We start from the raw sequence: 17328 nt of genomic DNA on the forward strand, positions 1-17328 counted from the left end.
GCGGCGATCGGCGGCGGCCTGGGCGGCCTTGGACACGGCCTTCGGGGCCTGGGCCTGGGCTTCCGGCGCCGGGGCCGGGGCGGGGGCTTCGGGCTGGGCGGCGGGCGCCTTCGCCTGGGCCTTCGCCGGCTTCGGCTGGGCCTGCGGCTTCGCGGCGGCCTTCGGGGCCTTCGCGGCCTTGGTGGTGGTCTTCATCGGGGGCTCTCCTTCGGCGGCGGCGGAATGCCGCGCCCAGGCCGCCGAGACATGCGAAATCGCCGGTCGGTTCGAGGAAAATCGGCCCGCCGACACATCAACTCGCAAATGCGTGTGTCGCATGCGGAGGCGCGCCGGTTCTGCTCGAACGGAGCCCCGGCGTGCCGATAGAGCGAAGCATCGAAGGCGGCCGGATCGGCCGGCCCCAAGGAGGACTACCGATGCATTTTGCCCAGCGCCGCGCTAGCCTTTCGGCGCCATGCCGATGACCGAAGCGACCACCAATCTCATGTTCGAACATCTGCGCGCGATCCGCGCGGATATTGCCCGGCTGCGCGATGACGGCGCCGAGATCAAGGCGAGGCTGGGCAACCTCGAATCAGGGCAGTCGCATCTCGTCGCGGCTTGGGCAGAGAGCAGCGTGCGCATGGATGGGCTGGCATCGCGGCTTGATCGCATCGAACGGCGGCTGGACCTGCGCGAAGCCGAGCCGGCCTGATCGACTTCCCCTTCATCGCCAGCCCCGCCGGCTTCGGCCGCGCGGGGCGTGGGCGACGGAAGCGCCCGGCATCGGGCCGGCGCCGATCGAAGGAAGCCCATCATGGCCCGCCAGCCATCCGCCGCGCCCGACCGGGCCGGCGTCATCTATCGCATCACCAACATGGTGAACGCCAAGCCCTACATCGGCCAGACCACGAAGCCCGGCACGCCACAGGAAGCAGCCGAGGCGCGCCTCGCCGAGCATGTGCGAAATGCCGGCCGGCCCAATCAAAGCAGACGCCCATGCCGCGCTCTTGAGGCTGCCATCCGCAAACACGGCGCGGACGCCTTCCGCGTCGAAGTGCTGGAAGTCTTCCAGGGTGATCGCGCCGATCTCAACGCGGCCGAACAGCGGTGGATCGTGGAACTCGGGTCGATGCGGCCCGCCGGTTACAACCTGCGGGAAGGCGGCGCCGCGAGCGCGCTGGCGCCGGAATCGAAGGCCCGCCTCAGCGCCGCGTCGAAGGCCGCGCAGGCCCGGCCCGATGTGAAGGAGCGCCAGATCGCCGGAACCAAGGCCGCGATGGCCCGCGACGGCGTGAAGGAGCGCAAGTCCGAAGCAGCCACGGCGCTGTGGGAAAGCGAAGCCTACCGCGCGCTAGTGTCCGCAAGGCATCGCGGCGAAGATCGCAAGGCCGCAGCGCGCGGGCTGATCCCCGATCCGCCGGATTTCTCGAAGCCGACGCATGCGCTCTACCGCGCCCTGCTGGCATCGGTAGTCGCCATGGTCGAAGCCCGCGACATGGACGCGCTGCGGGCCTTTTCGATCCATCGGTGGAATTCCGACAGCCTGCGGGCCATCCAGCGATATCGCGACAACGCCCTGCTCGCCCTGGAAGTCCAGGCCGCCCAGGCTGCCCAGGCGGCGCCCATGGCGGCGCTGACCCTGGCGCCGTGATGCTGCCCGGGGGCGCGGCTATGATCGGCACGGAGGCATATCCGATGCGTGAACGCGACTTCGATGCGGAAATGGACGCGCTTCGTGCCGACAAGGCGGCGCTCGATGCGCTGCCCGGCGTCGGCCATCTGACGGGGAAATGGGTGGTCGTGCGGGGCGGCATTCTGCGCGGCATCTTTGACGACTTCGGTGCGGCCGGGCGGCACATGGTGAACACGGGCGGCGGGCCTGCGCTGATCCATCGCGTAGGCGATCCGCCGGTCGTGATCGATCTGCGGCGCTGATCCTGGCGCCCTGATCGCCCAGCAGAAGGACACCGACCATGCCCATCAGCAGGTCCGACCATTCGCTGGCGCGGCTTGAAGCCGCGATCCGTGCCGATCCCCCGGGCAGCGAGGCGGTCGCCATGATGGAGCGCGCCTTCGCCCAGGCGGCCGAAGAAGCGCGGGCGGAAGATGCGGCCCGTGCGGCGGGGGCGTTGCCTGGGCTGCGGCTGATGCGGGAAGGCTTGGCGGCGCAGGCGGCGCGGCTGGCCGATCGGATCGCTGAGATTGATGCCGAGATCGCTGCCGTGGAGGCGACGATCAGCGCGGGGCCGGCGCCGGATCGCCCGGCGGCTGGCGGGGCTGATGATCCCGTGCGACCTGATCCCGGCTCATCCTGACGGCCTGGGCGACAGTCTGTTCGTCGATTGCCGCCGGGCGCGGCCTGGGCGGCGGGCGCGCTGCATCCGCAAACCACCAGATCAGCCGTCCGATCGTCGCGCGCATCAGGCGGCGTCCGGCCCGTAGCGTCTGGATCGATGCCGCCTCAGAAAACTCCAGTCGATCTTGGCGATTGCCTCGTGAAGGGCCTGCCAGAAGGCATCGTCATCCGCGATGGAGCGGAGCCGGACAATCTCGTCGATCGGTTCGATCGCCCATGCGGACGCGGCTTCCGGCGCCAGGGGCTGGGCGGCGGCCGGGGCAGCGGCCAGGGCGGCCGGGGCAGCGGCCAGGGCGGCGGGCGTGATGAGGAAGGCGCGGCGGGACAGGCGCATGTCGGAACCTCCGCGCGCATCGTATCACGGGCGCCCGCCGCCATCCGCCCCGCCGACCGGAAGAACCACCAGCGCGACCGGCAGGGCGGCGGCCCCGGCCTTGGGCGGCCGGAAGGGCAGGGGGATCGGCGCCGGGCGGATCAGGCCGCGCAGGCCGCCCAGGAAGCCGCCCGGCGGGCCAGGGAAGGGCGCCCATGGATCGGCCCGCCCAGGCGCGCCACAGCCCGCCCAGGCGGCGCGATCGGCGAGTCCGGGATGGAAGCGGGATCGCCCCGGAAGGGGGCGGATGGGGCCGCCGATGGGGCCGATATTCCCGCACGCTGGAAAATGGCGGATTTCTGCGGGTTTTCGGAAGGATTTGGCTCCCCGAGTTGGACTCGAACCAACGACCTAGGGATTAACAGTCCCGCGCTCTACCAGCTGAGCTATCGGGGAACGGAGCCGGGCGCCGCGTATAGTCCGGGGCGCCACCGGTGTAAACCCACCCGCGCGGCAAGGTCCGGAGCGGAATCGAACCGCTGTAGAGGGTTTTGCAGACCCTTGCCTGACCACTCGGCCACCGGACCGCGCGGGCGCCCCATATCGGCCGCGCGCCCGGCGCGGTCAAGCGGCCGCTTGGCGCGTGCCGGCGGCGGACCCTATAACCGCGCCGGTTGAAGGAAGGCGCAGCACGATGGATTTCGCCGACGCGCGACGGCTGATGGTGGACGGCCAGCTGAGGCCGAACCGGGTGGAGGATCCGCGCATCGTCGCCGCGATGCGCGAACTGCCGCGGGAACGCTTCCTTCCCGCCGGCCTCGCCGCGCGCGCCTATGCCGATGCCGATGTGCCGCTGCCGGGCGGACGGGCCATGCTCAAGCCGCTCGTGCTCGCGCGCCTGGTCCAGCTGGCCGCCGTGAAGCGGGGCGACCGGGCGATCGTGCTCGCCGCCGGGACCGGCTTCGGCGCGGCGCTGCTCGCCGCCATCGGCGCCACCGTCACGGCGGTCGAGGCCGACCCTGGCCTGATCGTGATCGCCCGCGCCGCGCTCACCGTCACCACGGCCCCCGGCGCGGTCACGCTGATCGAGGCGGCCCCCGCCGAGGGCTATGCCGCCGCCGCCCCCTATGACGCGATCATCATCGAGGGCGGCGTGATGGAGGTGCCGGAGCGGCTCGGGGCACAACTGGTCGAAGGTGGGCGGCTCGTGGCGATCGGGCTGGCTGGCGGCCCGCCCGGGCGGGCGCTGCTCCTGCGCAAGGCCGGCGGGGCGCTGACGACCACGGTCGAATTCGATGCCCATGCCCCCGCGCTGCCGGGCTTCGCCGGCGCCCCCGCCTTCGCGTTCTGACCCCGCGCACCCCCCGGCGGTCACGCTTGGACACAATCGGCGCCATCCCTTGGGGTGGCGCCGCTGCGTTGCAGTGCGTTAAGACTTGCGGGTTAGGCTTGCAGGGTTGCGCAGGCCGCTTTGGGGGATTGCACACGTGACACCCTGGTTGCGCCGGGCCCTGCTAGTTTCCGCCGCGATGGCCCTGCCTCCATCCGGTGCGGCCTGGTCCCAGTCATTGCAGGAAGCGCTGGCCGCGGCCTACGCGAACAACCCGACCTTGCTCGCCGCCCGTGCACAATTGCGCGCGACGGATGAGGAAGTGCCGCGGGCACTGTCCGGCTGGCGGCCGCGAGTCACCGTCGCCGCCGGCGCAGGCTATTCGGACACGACGAACCGTAGCCAGGCCACCGTGCCGCTCCAGCGCGACTTCGCCGGCAATGTCCGCAACCCGGATACGGCCGGGCAGCCCTTTTCCGCCTTTTCCGAAAGCCCGCGCAACACTGGCAGCCTCTCGGCCACGGTGACCCAGCCCATCTACACCGGCGGCCGCACCACCGCCCAGACGCGCCAGGCGGAGAACGCCGTCTATGCCCAGCGGTCGCGTCTGCTGCAGACCGAACAGCAGGTTCTGTTGGAATCCGTCGCCGCCTATGTCGCCGTCATCCGCGACCAGGAGGAAGTGCGGCTCAACACCAACAACGTCCAGGTGCTGAACCGCCAGCTGCAGGCGACGAACGAGCGTTTCCGCGTCGGCGAGATCACGCGCACCGACGTCGCCCAGGCCGAGGCGCGTCTCGCCCAGGCGCGTTTCCAGCTCGACCAGGCGCAGGGCAACCTGCAGTCTTCCCGCGCCGTCTTCCAGCGGCTGGTGGGCGTCGAGCCCGCGCGCGTTGCCGCGCCGCCGCCGCTCGCCGCCCCGGTCCGGTCCCGCGAGGAAGCGGTGCGGCTCGCCGCCGAGAACAACCCCGCCGTGGTTGCCGCGATGTTCGACGAGGCCTCGGCGCGGGACAACATCGACGTGCAGTTCTCGGCCTTGATGCCGCAGGTCAGCGTCAATGCCTCCACCTTCCGCATCGACAACAACGCATCCCGCGGGTCGCGCCAGACCGGCGCGCAGGTCACGGCCAACCTTCAGGTGCCGCTTTACCAGGGCGGTTCCGAGCACGCGGCCGTGCGCCAGGCGCGCCAGCAGGCCCAGCGCGCGCGCCAGGCGGTGGATGACGCGCGGCGCCTGTCCGCCCAGCAGGCGACCCAGGCGTGGGAGACGCTCGGCAGCGCGCGGGCGCAGGTGGAAAGCGTGCGCGCACAGATCCGCGCGCAGGAAATCGCGCTCGATGGCGTGCAGCGGGAAGCCGTGGTCGGCAGCCGCACCACGCTCGACGTGCTGAACGCCGAGCAGGAACTGCTGACCGCGCGAGTGAACCTGGTGCGGTCGCTCGCCACGCTGATCAACGCCTCCTACTCCCTGGCAGCGACGATCGGGCGGCTGACGGCGCAGGACCTCAACCTGCCGGTGCAGGTCTATGACCCGCGCGCCTACTACAACACCGTGCGCAACCGCTGGGCCGGCACCGGGGACTATTCGGACACGGCGCCCCAGACGCCGGCACCGCAGAGCGCCATCCAGGTCCAGACGCTGCCGCCGCCAGCAGGGGCGCGCCGGCCATGAGCGGGCAGGGAACGCCACCGCCCGGCGCCCCGCCCGCGGGCCCCGCGACGGACCAGTCGATGGAGGACATCCTCGCCTCCATTCGCCGCATCCTGAACGAGGACGAGGTCCCGCCCGCCCCCGCCTCCGAGCCCGCACCGGCCGAGTCGGCCGCCACCGCGCCGGCCGAGCCCCCGCCCGCCGATGAGGCCAACGGGCCGCTGGTGCTGACCGAGGACATGATGGTCGGCGGTGCCGCCGATCCGGCGCCCATGCCGGAGCCGGAACCGGAACCGCCGGTCGTGGTCGTCGTCGAGCCGCCGCCGCCGCCGATGGAAGCCGTCGCGGTTTCCCCGCCCCTCGCCGCGCTCCCCTCCGATGCCTTGCTGGCGCCCGCCGTCGCGGCAGCCGCCACCGCCTCCGTCAGCCAACTCGTCCGCGCCGTCGCGAATGAGCGCGGCTCCGCTGTCCATCGCGGCGGACCGAGCATCGAGGATGTGGTGCGGGAGGAACTCCGCCCGCTGCTGAAGGAATGGCTCGACCAGCACCTGCCGGGGATCGTCGACCGCCTGGTGCGCGCCGAGATCGAGCGCGTGGTGGGCCGCGCCCTGTCCTGATGCCCTCGCCCGGCCGGGTCAGTCCGGCCGGATGTTGTTCTCCCGCACCACCTGCGCCCAGGTCGCTATCTGGGCATCGAGGAAGGCGCCGAAGGCTTCCGGCGTGGATCCGACCACGTCGATGCCGAGCGGACCGGACAGCCGCGTCCGCACCTCCGGCACCGCGAGCGCCTTGGCCAACGCGGCGTGGAAGCGGCGCAGCACCGGCTCCGGCACGCCCGCGCGGCCGATCACCGCCCACCAGGCGAGCGAATCGATGCCCGGGATGCCGGATTCAGCGACCGTCGGCAGGTCCGGGAACAGGGCGGAGCGCCGCGCCCCGGTCTGCGCGAGCGGACGAAGCGTGACGCCGACCTGCCCGCCGAGCCCGGCATTGGTCGCCATCGGCATGTCGAGTTCCCCCGCCGCGGCCGCCGCGCTCATCGGGCCGCCGCCGCGATACGGCACGTGCACGACGCGGAAATCGCCGGCCTTCTGCATCAGCGACATGGTCAGGTGGGCGAGCGAGCCATTGCCGATCGAGCCGTAGGTCAGCGTGTCCGGCCGCGCCTTCGCCGCCGCCACCACGTCCTGCAGGCTGCGCCAGGGCCTCGAATTGTGAGTCGTGATGAGCATGGGGGAGGTGCCGACCAGCATCACGGGAATGACGTCTCGCCGCGTGTCGAAGCCGAGGTTGGCGATCAGCGCCGGGTTCACCGCATGGGTGTCGAACACCATCGCCCAGGTCTGGCCGTCTGCCGGGCTGCGTGCCAGCGCCGCGGTGCCGATCGCGCCCGAGGCGCCGGGGCGGTTCTCGATGACGACCGGCACGCCGAGATCGGCCGAGAGATGCGGCTGGAGCAACCGGGTGATGGTGTCCACCGACCCGCCGGGCGGGAAGGGGGCGATGATGCGGATGGGGCCCGACGGCCAGGATGCCTGGGCGAACGCCGGGCGGGCGAGCGTGGCGGCGGCGAGGCCGAGGAGGATGCGGCGGCTGGTCATGGTCGTTTCCCCTGCTGCCGCCCGATTACCTCGCACGCAGCGGCCCGTCCAACGCGCGCCGCCCTTGACGCGGGGGCGGCGGGCAGGGAAGGGATGCCGCCATGCTCGACAAGTCCTTCGACCCCGCCGCGATCGAACAGCGCCTCTATCAGGGATGGGAAGCCTCGGGCGCCTTTTCGGCGGACCCGTCCTCCCCGGCGAAGCCCTTCACGATCATGATTCCGCCGCCCAATGTCACGGGCAGCCTCCATATCGGCCATGCGCTCGACAACACGCTGCAGGACGTGCTGATCCGCTGGCGGCGCATGCAGGGGCGCGACGCGCTGTGGCAGCCGGGCACGGACCATGCCGGCATCGCGACGCAGATGGTGGTGGAACGCCTGCTCGCGCAGCAGGGTGGTCCCGACCGTAGGGCCATGGGGCGCCAGCCGTTCCTCAACCGCGTCTGGGAATGGAAGGCCGAAAGCGGCGGCACCATCACCCGCCAGCTGCGCCGGCTCGGCGCCTCGCTCGACTGGCCGCGCGAGCGCTTCACCATGGACGAAGGGCTTTCCGACGCGGTGCGGGAGGTCTTCGTGCGGCTCTACCGCGAGGGCCTGCTGTATCGCGACAGGCGCCTGGTCAACTGGGACCCGAAGTTCCTGACGGCGATTTCCGACCTCGAAGTCGAGAGCAAGGAGGTCAAGGGCAGCCTCTGGCACCTCCGCTACCCGGTGGAAGGCGAGCCGGGGCGCTTCCTCGTCGTCGCGACGACGCGCCCGGAGACGATGCTGGGCGACACGGCCGTCGCGGTGCATCCGGAGGATGAACGGTTCCGCGACCTGGTCGGCAAGCGCGTCATCCTGCCGCTGACGGGGCGCGCCATTCCTGTGGTGGCGGATGAGTATTCGGATCCTGAGAAGGGCTCGGGGGCCGTAAAGATCACGCCGGCGCATGACTTCAACGACTTCGAGGTCGGCAAGCGGCACGCCCTCGCCATGCCCTCCGTCCTCGACGCCGAAGGGCGGGTGATGCTGGAGGAGATCGCGGCCTCGATGGCGGTGGTGAACGGCGTCGCGGACCTCGATTTCGTGCGCGGGCTTGCCGGCCAGGACCGCTTCGCGGCGCGCAAGGCGATCGTCGCGAAGCTCGAGGAGATGGAACTGCTCGAGAAGATCGAGCCGCACACGCACATGGTCCCGCATGGCGACCGGTCTGGCGTGCCGATCGAGCCGCGCCTGACCATGCAATGGTACGTCGACGCCAAGACGCTGGCGCAGCCCGCGATCCGCGCGGTCGAGACCGGGCAGACCGTGTTCACGCCGCGCCAGTGGGAGAACACCTTCTTCGCCTGGATGCGCGACATCCAGCCCTGGTGCGTGTCCCGCCAGCTCTGGTGGGGCCACCAGATCCCGGCCTGGTACGCGCCGGATGGCGAGGTGTTCGTGGCGCATAGCGAGGATGAGGCGCGGGCGCAGGCGCGGGAGAAGTTCGGCCGCGACGTGGACCTCACGCGCGACGAGGACGTGCTCGACACCTGGTTCAGTAGCGCGCTCTGGCCCTTCAGCACGATCGGCTGGCCGCAGAAGACGCCGGAACTCGCCAAGTACTACCCGGGCGACGTGCTGGTCACGGGCTTCGACATCATCTTCTTCTGGGTTGCCCGGATGATGATGATGGGCATTCATTTCATGGGGGAGGTGCCCTTCCGCACCGTCTGCATTCACGGCCTGGTGCGCGACGAGAAGGGGCAGAAGATGTCCAAGTCGCGCGGTAACGTGATGGACCCGCTCGAGCTGATCGACGCGCATGGGGCCGATGCGGTGCGCTTCACGCTCTGCGCGCTGGCCGGGCCGGGGCGGGACATCAAGCTGTCCAAGCAGCGGATCGAGGGCTACCGGGCCTTTGCCACCAAGATCTGGAACGCGTCGCGCTTCTGCGAGATGAACGGCGTCGCGCCACGGGCGGATTTCGACCCGGCTTCGGCGAAGCTGCCGCTGTCGCGCTGGATCCTCGATGCGGCCAATGCGGCGCTGGCGGATGCGAACGCGGCGCTGGAGGCCTTCCGCTTCGACGACTACGCCATCGCCTGCTACCGCTTCACCTGGAACGGCTTCTGCGACTGGTTCCTGGAATTCGCCAAGCCCGTGCTGAACGGGCCCGACGGGCCGGAGAAGGAGGAGGTGAAGGGTGCAGCGCAGCATGTGCTCGGCACCATCCTGCGGATGCTCCATCCGGCGATGCCCTTCATCACCGAGGAACTCTGGCTCCGCATGGGCTATGGCGCCGAAGGGAGCCTGATCCGCACGCCTTGGCCGGAAGCGGTGCCGGTGGAAGGTGCCGCTGAGGCGCGGGCCGAGCTGGACTGGGTGGTGAGGCTGGTCTCGGAGGTCCGCACCGTGCGCTCGGAGATGAATGTCGCGCCATCCATCACCGTGCCGCTGCTGCTGTCCGGCGCGTCGGGCGAAAGCCTCGCCCGCGCGGCGCGCTGGTCCGATGCCATCTGCCGGCTCGGCCGCGCAACCGAGATCCGCGCGCTGGAGGGCGAGGCGCCGAAGGGCGCCGTGCAGGCGGTGGTGGGCGAGGCGACGATCATGCTGCCGCTGGCCGATGTCATCGACCTCGCCGCCGAGCGCGCGCGGCTGGCCAAGGAGCGCGCCCGCATCGCCGGCGAGGCCGCCAAGACCGAGGCCAAGCTCGGCAGCGACGTCTTCGTCTCCCGCGCGCCGGAAGAGATCGTGCAGGAGATGCGCGACCGTCTCGAGGCCCAGCAGACCGAGATCGCGCGCCTCGACGCCGCCATGGCGCGCATCGCGGGCTGATCGCCCATGTTCGACAGCGCCACGCTCAACCTGTTCGTCGCCATCACCATCTTCGTGGTGGCGACCGTAGGGGGGCGCGACCTGATCGCCGGCCGGAGCGTCGGAGGACTGACGCTCACGAAGGTGCTGGCGCAATTGATCGCGGGGCTGGCGGGCATCGGGCTCGCCGTCGCGTTTCTGCTTGCGGTCGGCTGAGGACCGCCAATCAAGGGAGATGTCGGAATGACCGCCTGGGACAAGTCGCGCCTGCCGAGCCGCCACACCACCATGGGCCCGGAGCGCGCGCCGCACCGGTCCTACTACTACGCGATGGGCCTGACGAAGGAGGAGATCGAGCAGCCGCTGGTCGGCGTCGCCTCCTGCTGGAACGAGGCCGCGCCGTGCAACATTTCGCTGTCGCGCCAGGCGCAGGCGGCGAAGGTCGGCGTGAAGGAAGCGGGTGCGACGCCGCGCGAATTCACCACCATCACGGTGACCGACGGCATCGCCATGGGGCACCAGTCGATGAAGTCCTCGCTCGCCTCGCGCGAGGCGATCGCGGATTCCATCGAGCTGACCATGCGCGGGCACTGCTACGACGCGCTTGTCGGCATCGCGGGCTGCGACAAGTCGCTGCCGGGCGTGATGATGTCGATGATCCGACTGAACGTGCCGAGCGTGTTCATGTATGGCGGCTCGATCATGCCGGGCAAGCACCATGGGCGGGACGTGACGGTGCTCGACGTGTTCGAGGCGGTGGGCCAGCACGCCGCGGGGAACATGAGCGACGAGGAACTCGATGAGCTCGAGCGCCACGCCTGCCCCGGCGCAGGCGCCTGCGGCGGCCAGTTCACTGCCAACACGATGGCCTGCGTGAGCGAGATGATCGGCCTGGCGCTGCCCTTTTCCGCCGGCGCGCCGGCGCCGGACGAGGATCGCGACCGCTGGGCCATCGAATCCGGCAAGGCGGTGGTCGAACTGATCCGCCGCAACATCCGCCCGCGCGACATCGTGACCCTCGACAGCCTGCACAATGCCGCGGCCATCGTCGGCGCAACGGGCGGATCGACCAATGCCGTGCTGCACCTGCCCGCCATGGCGCATGAGGCGGGGATCCGCTTCACGCTGCAGGACGTGGCCGAGATCATGCGCAAGACGCCGCATATCGCCGACCTCAAGCCCGGCGGGCGCTACGTCGCGGCCGACGTGCACCGGATCGGCGGCGTGCCGGTGATCATCAAGGCGCTGATCGATGGCGGCTATGTGAAGGGTGATTGCCTGACCGTCACCGGCAAGACCATCGGCGAGAACCACCGGGAGGTCATCGTTCCCTCCGGCCAGGACGTCGTGCGGCCGTGCTCCGACCCGATCAGCCCGATCGGCGGTGTGGTCGCGCTGCACGGCAACCTCGCCCCCGAAGGTGCCATCGTGAAGATCGCGGGGATGAAGACGCTGCGCTTCGAAGGGACCGCGCTCTGCTTCGACTGCGAGGAGGATGCCTTCAAGGCGGTCGAGGAGCGCGCCTACAAGGCTGGCGACGTGATCATCGTCCGCTACGAAGGGCCCAAGGGCGGGCCGGGGATGCGGGAGATGCTGTCCACCACCAGCGCGATCTACGGCCAGGGCATGGGCGACAAGGTCGCGCTGATCACCGATGGCCGGTTCAGCGGCGCGACGCGCGGCTTCTGCATCGGCCATGTCGGGCCGGAAGCGGCGGTCGGCGGCCCGATCGCGCTGCTGCAGAATGGCGACCGCATCGTGATCGATGCCGAGAAGGGGACGATCGACATGATCGTGCCGGAGGATGAGATCGCCCGCCGCCGCGCCGCCTGGAAGCCGCGCGGGCATGACTACAATTCCGGTGCGCTGTGGAAGTATGCGCAGCTCGTCGGGCCGGCCTATCTCGGCGCTGTCACCAACCCGGGTGGCGCGGCCGAGACGCATTGCTACGCCGACCAATAAGGCAAGTTACACTTCGAGAGCCATGCGCCCGCCACGCGGCGGGCGCATCCCTTCCGGGAGCGGCGGACATATGCGCCGCGCCGGAGGACCGACATGACCAAGCATCGCCTGCTGCTGCCTGTCCTTGCCACGCTCGGCCTGGCGGGCTGCGTCGCCTATCCCGCACCTGGCTATGGGCCGCCGCCGCGCGCGGTCTATGCTGGTCCGCCGCCGGCCTACTACGCCCCGCCGTACCAACATCGCCGCTGGCATCACGCCCCGAGCTGCGATCGCTGGGGGCGGTGCTGGGGCGGATGAGGCACAGCCGCCGGCGGCACAGGAGGACGCCATGCGCCTGACCGCCTGCGCCACTGCCCTGCTACTCGGCGGGTGTGCCGTCTATCCTGACGGGAGCCTCGGCCCGCTGCCGCCGGTCCCGCCGCCCGGGATCTATGCCCCGGCACCGCCGCCGCTCGCCTATGCCCCGCCATCCTATGGATACGGCGAAGCGCCTGGGGTGCCGATCTATGTCGTGCCGCAGGCCCCGCCACCGGTGGCGGTCTATCCGTCCTTCAGCATAGGCCTCGGCTGGGGCTGGGGGGGCGGCTATTGGGGCGGGCCGTATCGGCGCCACTACCGGCGCTGGTAGGGGTCAGCGCAGCGTCGCGATCACCGGCGTGTGGTCGGAGGGCTGCGCCTCCCCGCGCGGCATGGTGTCAACCTCGCACGTCTCGAGCCGTTCGGCGAGGTCGGCGCTGAGCAGGACATGGTCGATGCGCAGGCCGCGGTTGATCTCGAAGGCCGCGCCGTAGTCCCAATAGGTGAAGAGGGTTTCGGCCGGGTGCAGCGCGCGCAGCGCATCTGTGAGACCCAGGTGTAGCAAAGCGCGGAAGCGTGCGCGGCTTTCCGGGCGGACGAGCGCATCGGTCGGCGGCAGCGCGCCGAGCGCGAGGTCGGCCTCCGTCGGGCAGACGTTGAAGTCGCCGAGGATCGCTAAGGGGATGAAGGCGTCGAGCCTGTCCTGCGCCACGGACCGCAGCCGGTCCATCCAGCCGAGCTTGTAGGCGAAGCCGGCCTCCCCGCCGGAATTGCCGTTCGGGAGGTAGATGCCCGCCGCGTGCATCTTTTCCGCCCGCACCTCGATGTAGCGGGCCTGGCCGTCCTCGGTGTCTCCGGGCAGGGCCTCGGCGACCACCTCGAACGGGATGCGCGAGATCACGGCGACACCGTTCCGCCCGCCCTGCTGCCCCACGGCGTGGGTGCGGTAGCCCAGCGCCTCGAATTCCATCGCCGGCACCTGTTCGGCCGTGCAGCGCGTCTCCTGCAGGAACAGCAGGTCGGGCGCCTGCCGCTCGAGGAATCGCGCGACGTGCCCCGCCCGCTGGCGGATCGAGTTCACGTTGAACGTCGCGATCTTCAAGGCGTGGTCGCTCCCTTCGGAGTCAGTCCCCAGCGGATAGAGAAGGGAGGGGGCCCGGGGGAGGTTCTCCTCCCCCGCGCTTCGCGTTCACCCGACCGAAAAGGACGTCCCGCACCCGCAGGCCGACACCGCCTGGGGATTGCGGATGGCGAAATGCGCCCCGATGAGTTCTTCCGCCCAATCGAGTTCCGCCCCGGCGAGCAGGTCGAGCGAGACCGGATCCACGAAGACGCGCCCGGCCCCCTCGCCGAATACCAGGTCGTCCTCGGCGGCGGTGTCCTCGATTCCGAAGCGATACTGGAAGCCCGAGCATCCCCCGGCCTCCACTGCCAGGCGCAGCCCGGCGCCGGGCCGGCCTTCCCGCGCGGCGATCTCGGCGATCTGGGCGCGGGCGCTGTCGGTGACGCGGAAGGCGGGCGGGGTGCTGGTGCCGTCGGGCATGGCTGTGACTCCTCAGGCAGGAACATAGGCGATCCGCGGCCCGCTTCCAACGCGCACCGCCGGGTGCTAGGGCCGGGGCCATGGTTCTCGCGCCCTATGCCGTCCGGCCCGAGACCTCCCGCGGCCGGCTCTATCCGGAGGCGGGGGGTGATTTGCGCTCGCCCTTCCAGCGGGACCGGGACCGCATCATTCACGCCACGGCCTTCCGGCGCCTGCAGTACAAGACGCAGGTCTTCATCTACCACGAAGGCGACCATTTCCGGACGCGCCTGACGCATTCCATCGAGGTCGCGCAGATCGCGCGGTCGATCGCCCGCCTGCTGGCACTGGACGAGGATTTGGCGGAGGCGCTGGCGCTGGCGCACGACCTCGGCCACCCGCCCTTCGGCCATGCGGGGGAGGATGCGCTGAACGCGGCGATGAAGCCCTATGGCGGTTTCGACCACAATGCGCAGTCGCTCAAGGCCGTCACGCTGCTCGAAGCGCGCTACGGCGGCTTCGACGGGCTGAACCTGACCTGGGAGACGCTGGAAGGGCTCGCCAAGCACAACGGCCCGCTGCGGCGGCCGGCGCCCTACATCGCCGAGTACGATGCGCGGCATCCGCTCGACCTCGGCAGCCATGCGAGTGCGGAGGCGCAGGTCGCGGCGCTGGCGGACGACATCGCCTACAACAACCATGACCTGGATGACGGGCTGCGCGCGCGGCTCTTCACGCTTGAGGAGGTCGCGGCGCTGCCGCTGGTGGGCGATGCCCTGGCCGAGGCGCAGGCCGCCACGCCCGATGCGCCGCCGGAGCGCCTCGCGGCGGAGGCGATCCGGCGCGTGATCAATCGCATGGTGGGCGACGTGGTCGCCGAATCGCGCCGGCGCATCGCGGCGCTCGAACCCGACAGCGTGGCCGCGATCCGCGCCGCGCCGCGCCCCGTCATCGCCTTTTCCGACCAAATGGTCGAGGCCAATCACGCCGTGCGGGAATTCCTGTTCCACCGGATGTACCGGCACTGGCGCGTCAACCGCACCATGGCGAAGTCGAAGCGGGTGGTGCAGATGCTGTTCAGCCTGCTGCATGGCGGGCCGCAGATGCTGCCGCCGGTGTGGCGCGACCGTGCGGGGGAGGCCGGGACCCCGGCCTGCGCCCGCGTGGTGTGCGACTACATCGCCGGCATGACCGACCGCTACGCGCTGGAGGAACACCGGCGCCTGACCGACCCCGACATTCCTGGCTGAGTACCCCATGACCGAGAACATCTTCACCCTGCTGACGCAGGAGGTGCGCGGCGCGCTCACGGGCCTGGTGCCGGACCTGCCTGCCGAGGCGCTCGCCCGCGTCCAGGTCGAACCCCCGCGCGATGCCACGCATGGGGACATGGCGACGAACGCGGCGCTGGTCGCGGCCAAGCCCGCGCGCATGCCGCCGCAGAAGCTGGCCGCGGCGCTGTCCGAGCGCCTGCTTGCCCTGCCGATGGTGACGGAGGCCACCCCCGCGGGCCCCGGCTTCGTCAATCTGCGCCTGCGGGAGGATTTTCTCCGCGCGCAGGTGCCGGCGGTGCTTCGGGCCGGGGAGGCCTACGGCCAAAGCCAGGCAGGCGGTGGGCTGCGGGTGAATGTCGAATATGTCTCGGCCAATCCGACGGGGCCGATGCATGTCGGGCATTGCCGTGGCGCGGTGGTCGGCGACGCGCTCGCCAACCTGATGGCCAAGGCCGGCTTCGCGGTAACGAAGGAGTACTACGTCAACGACGCGGGCAACCAGGTCGCCGCCCTCGGCTGGGCGGCCTACTGGCGGTATCTGCGCGCCGTCACGCTCGACGCCGATGAGTGGAATGCGGAGGCGACGGAGCGCCGCTTCGGCGTCACGCTGCAGTATCGCGGCGACTATCTGGTGGCGGTGGGAGAGGCGCTGGCCGAACGCTATGGCGCCTCGCTGGTCGCGCAGCAGATCGCGCCTGGGATGCTCGGGGCGGAGGAGACGGTCTCCGCCTTCGCCCCGGCGCTGGAACGCGGCTGGCTCGTGCGCACCGCCTGGCTCGACACCTGCCGGGAAACCGCGGTCGCGATGATGATGTCCGAGATCCGCGAGGACCTCGCCCTGCTTGGCGTGACGCAGGACGTCTTCCTCAGCGAGCGGGCGCTCGTCGAGGCCGGGGCCGTGGAAGGCGCGGTGCGCCTGATGCAGGACAAGGGCCTGATCTATGAGGGCGTGCTGGAACCGCCCAAGGGCAAGACGCCGGATGATTGGGAACCGCGGCCGCAGACGCTGTTCCGCGCGACAGATTTTGGCGACGACGTTGACCGGCCGCTGCGTAAGTCCGACGGATCGAACACCTACTTCGCCAACGACATCGCCTGCCACGCGGACAAGATCGGGCGCGGGCACGAGTTGCTGATCGACGTGTGGGGTGCCGATCATGGCGGCTATGTCAGCCGCATGCAGGCGGCGGTGCGCGCCGTCTCCGACGGCAAGGTGCCGCTCGAGATCGTGCTCTGCCAGATCGTGCATGTGATGAAGGCGGGCGAGCCCGTCCGCATGTCCAAGCGCGCCGGGACCTATGTGACGCTGCGCGACCTGATCGAGGAAGTCGGCCGCGACGCGGTGCGCTTCACCATGCTGACGCGCAAGTCGGACGCGCAGATGGAATTCGACCTCGACAAGGTGGTGGAGCAATCGCGCGACAATCCGGTCTTCTACGTGCAGTACGCCCATGCGCGCTGCCGGTCGGTGCTGCGCCAGGCGGGGGACCCCGCGGTGGCGGATCTCGTCGCCGCGCCGCTCGATGCCCTGACCGATGCGGCGGAAATGGCGCTGATCCGGCGCATCGCCGCCTGGCCGCGAACCGTGGACTCCGCGGCCCTGGCGCGGGAGCCGCATCGGATCGCCTTTTATCTTCAGGACTTGGCGGCGGACTTTCATGTATTGTGGAACCGTGGTCGCGACGACTCGACGCTGCGCTTCATTCGCGCGGAGGAGCCGGACGCGACCCGGGCCCGGCTGGCCCTCGTCGCGGCGACCGCGACGGTGATCCGCTCGGGCCTCGGCGTCATGGGGGTGACGCCGGTCGAGGAAATGCGCTGAGGGCCGGCCACGGGCCCTCCTTGGCACTGGGGGGTGCGGCGTGAGCGAAGTGCATGTTCCATCCTATCGTCTTCGGCCGCCCGAACATGGCGGGCCGCCCTGGCGAATGGTCGCGATCGGCGGAACGATCGCGGCGGTGCTCGCCGTGGTTGGCGCGCTGGCCTGGGGCATCACCCGCGCCAGCGGCCCGCGCAGCGTCCCGCTGATCGAAGCGGATCCGCGCCCGATCAAGGTCCGCCCCGACGATCCGGGCGGACTTCGCGTGCCGAACCAGGACGAGTTGATCTTCGAGCGCAACCGCGGTTCCAACGCGCAGCCGGGGGCGGCGCGCCTTGCACCCGAGCCCGAGGGGCCGCGCATCGATGCGCTGCGGGCGCAGGTCGCGCAGCCCAGCCCGCCACCCGCCGCCGCGCCGGCCCCGCAGGCTCCTGCCCCGCA

Annotated in this window: 19 protein-coding genes, 2 tRNA genes and 1 pseudogene; 15 read left to right on the top strand and 7 right to left on the bottom strand. The window is 70.8% G+C overall.

From position 1 onward, the window contains the following. Window positions 1–195, bottom strand: a 195-nt coding sequence (locus HW577_RS08725) for a hypothetical protein (protein WP_198375756.1), incomplete at its 3' end; no start/stop codon positions are given. A gap of 265 nt (window positions 196–460) precedes the next feature. On the opposite strand from HW577_RS08725, the gene HW577_RS08730 reads away from it, so the two are divergent. The 4 genes from HW577_RS08730 (at window position 461) to HW577_RS08745 (ending at window position 2297) form a co-directional block, all read left to right on the top strand. Further along, entirely contained in the window at window positions 461–694 is a 234-nt protein-coding gene (locus HW577_RS08730) for a hypothetical protein (RefSeq protein WP_198375757.1), read from the top strand. A 102-nt stretch (window positions 695–796) separates the two neighbouring features. Beyond that, entirely contained in the window at window positions 797–1633 is an 837-nt protein-coding gene (locus HW577_RS08735) for a GIY-YIG nuclease family protein (RefSeq protein WP_198375758.1), read from the top strand. A 44-nt stretch (window positions 1634–1677) separates the two neighbouring features. After that, window positions 1678–1917, top strand: coding sequence for a hypothetical protein (locus HW577_RS08740; protein ID WP_198375759.1), 240 nt, complete (start codon window positions 1678–1680; stop codon window positions 1915–1917). Between the two features lie 38 nt (window positions 1918–1955). Then, on the top strand, window positions 1956–2297 hold the full coding sequence (locus HW577_RS08745) for a hypothetical protein (protein ID WP_198375760.1): 342 nt from the start codon (window positions 1956–1958) through the stop codon (window positions 2295–2297). Window positions 2298–2402: 105 nt separating this feature from the next. Here the strand turns inward: HW577_RS08745 and HW577_RS08750 are convergent, their stop codons facing one another. The 3 genes from HW577_RS08750 to HW577_RS08760 form a co-directional block, all read right to left on the bottom strand. Next, window positions 2403–2672, bottom strand: coding sequence for a hypothetical protein (locus HW577_RS08750; protein WP_198375761.1), 270 nt, complete (start codon window positions 2670–2672; stop codon window positions 2403–2405). 359 nt (window positions 2673–3031) lie between these two features. After that, window positions 3032–3107, bottom strand: a tRNA-Asn gene (locus tag HW577_RS08755). A 60-nt stretch (window positions 3108–3167) separates the two neighbouring features. Beyond that, window positions 3168–3238: transfer RNA gene (locus HW577_RS08760), tRNA-Cys, on the bottom strand. A 107-nt stretch (window positions 3239–3345) separates the two neighbouring features. Here HW577_RS08760 and HW577_RS08765 point away from each other — a divergent pair. From HW577_RS08765 to HW577_RS08775, 3 genes are all read left to right on the top strand, one after another. Next, a complete protein-coding gene (locus HW577_RS08765; protein WP_198375762.1) occupies window positions 3346–4002 on the top strand; it encodes a protein-L-isoaspartate O-methyltransferase family protein in 657 nt (218 codons plus the stop codon). 136 nt (window positions 4003–4138) lie between these two features. Then, complete coding sequence (locus tag HW577_RS08770; protein ID WP_332837569.1) at window positions 4139–5653, top strand: TolC family outer membrane protein; 1515 nt, start codon at window positions 4139–4141, stop codon at window positions 5651–5653. Continuing rightward, on the top strand, window positions 5650–6249 hold the full coding sequence (locus HW577_RS08775; protein WP_198375763.1) for a DUF2497 domain-containing protein: 600 nt from the start codon (window positions 5650–5652) through the stop codon (window positions 6247–6249). Before HW577_RS08770 ends, HW577_RS08775 begins: the two co-directional genes overlap by 4 nt. A gap of 18 nt (window positions 6250–6267) precedes the next feature. Here HW577_RS08775 and HW577_RS08780 read toward each other — a convergent pair whose 3' ends face one another. Next, window positions 6268–7233, bottom strand: a complete 966-nt coding sequence (locus tag HW577_RS08780) for a tripartite tricarboxylate transporter substrate binding protein (protein ID WP_198375764.1) — start codon at window positions 7231–7233, stop codon at window positions 6268–6270. A gap of 101 nt (window positions 7234–7334) precedes the next feature. Here HW577_RS08780 and HW577_RS08785 point away from each other — a divergent pair, with 101 nt between their 5' ends. From HW577_RS08785 to HW577_RS08805, 5 genes are all read left to right on the top strand, one after another. Further along, on the top strand, window positions 7335–10034 hold the full coding sequence (locus HW577_RS08785) for a valine--tRNA ligase (protein ID WP_198375765.1): 2700 nt from the start codon (window positions 7335–7337) through the stop codon (window positions 10032–10034). 6 nt (window positions 10035–10040) lie between these two features. Then, complete coding sequence (locus tag HW577_RS08790) at window positions 10041–10229, top strand: hypothetical protein (protein ID WP_198375766.1); 189 nt, start codon at window positions 10041–10043, stop codon at window positions 10227–10229. 27 nt (window positions 10230–10256) lie between these two features. Continuing rightward, window positions 10257–11975, top strand: coding sequence for a dihydroxy-acid dehydratase (ilvD, locus tag HW577_RS08795; RefSeq protein WP_198375767.1), 1719 nt, complete (start codon window positions 10257–10259; stop codon window positions 11973–11975). Between the two features lie 93 nt (window positions 11976–12068). Further along, window positions 12069–12272 carry a hypothetical protein gene (locus HW577_RS08800; protein ID WP_198375768.1) on the top strand — a complete coding sequence of 68 codons (204 nt, stop codon included), beginning with the start codon at window positions 12069–12071 and terminating at the stop codon, window positions 12270–12272. Between the two features lie 31 nt (window positions 12273–12303). Continuing rightward, entirely contained in the window at window positions 12304–12603 is a 300-nt protein-coding gene (locus HW577_RS08805; RefSeq protein WP_198375769.1) for a hypothetical protein, read from the top strand. Window positions 12604–12606: 3 nt separating this feature from the next. On the opposite strand, the gene HW577_RS08810 is transcribed toward HW577_RS08805, so the two are convergent. Continuing rightward, window positions 12607–13374: an exodeoxyribonuclease III gene (locus HW577_RS08810; protein WP_198375770.1), complete on the bottom strand. Its 768-nt coding sequence runs from the start codon at window positions 13372–13374 to the stop codon at window positions 12607–12609. Between the two features lie 87 nt (window positions 13375–13461). Continuing rightward, window positions 13462–13815 carry a HesB/IscA family protein gene (locus tag HW577_RS08815; protein ID WP_198375771.1) on the bottom strand — a complete coding sequence of 118 codons (354 nt, stop codon included), beginning with the start codon at window positions 13813–13815 and terminating at the stop codon, window positions 13462–13464. An 80-nt stretch (window positions 13816–13895) separates the two neighbouring features. On the opposite strand from HW577_RS08815, the gene HW577_RS08820 reads away from it, so the two are divergent. The 3 genes and pseudogenes from HW577_RS08820 to HW577_RS08830 all read left to right on the top strand — a co-directional run. After that, the gene (locus HW577_RS08820) at window positions 13896–15044 is read left to right on the top strand and encodes a deoxyguanosinetriphosphate triphosphohydrolase (RefSeq protein ID WP_198375772.1); all 1149 of its coding nucleotides are present in this window, start codon (window positions 13896–13898) and stop codon (window positions 15042–15044) included. A gap of 7 nt (window positions 15045–15051) precedes the next feature. Beyond that, window positions 15052–16890 carry an arginine--tRNA ligase gene (argS, locus tag HW577_RS08825; protein ID WP_198375773.1) on the top strand — a complete coding sequence of 613 codons (1839 nt, stop codon included), beginning with the start codon at window positions 15052–15054 and terminating at the stop codon, window positions 16888–16890. A gap of 40 nt (window positions 16891–16930) precedes the next feature. Further along, window positions 16931–17328 (top strand): annotated as a pseudogene (locus HW577_RS08830) (hypothetical protein); the annotation flags it as partial.

Origin of the sequence: Neoroseomonas rubea (assembly GCF_016106015.1) — a bacterium.
In the GTDB taxonomy this organism is placed as follows: Bacteria; Pseudomonadota; Alphaproteobacteria; order Acetobacterales; family Acetobacteraceae; genus Neoroseomonas; species Neoroseomonas rubea.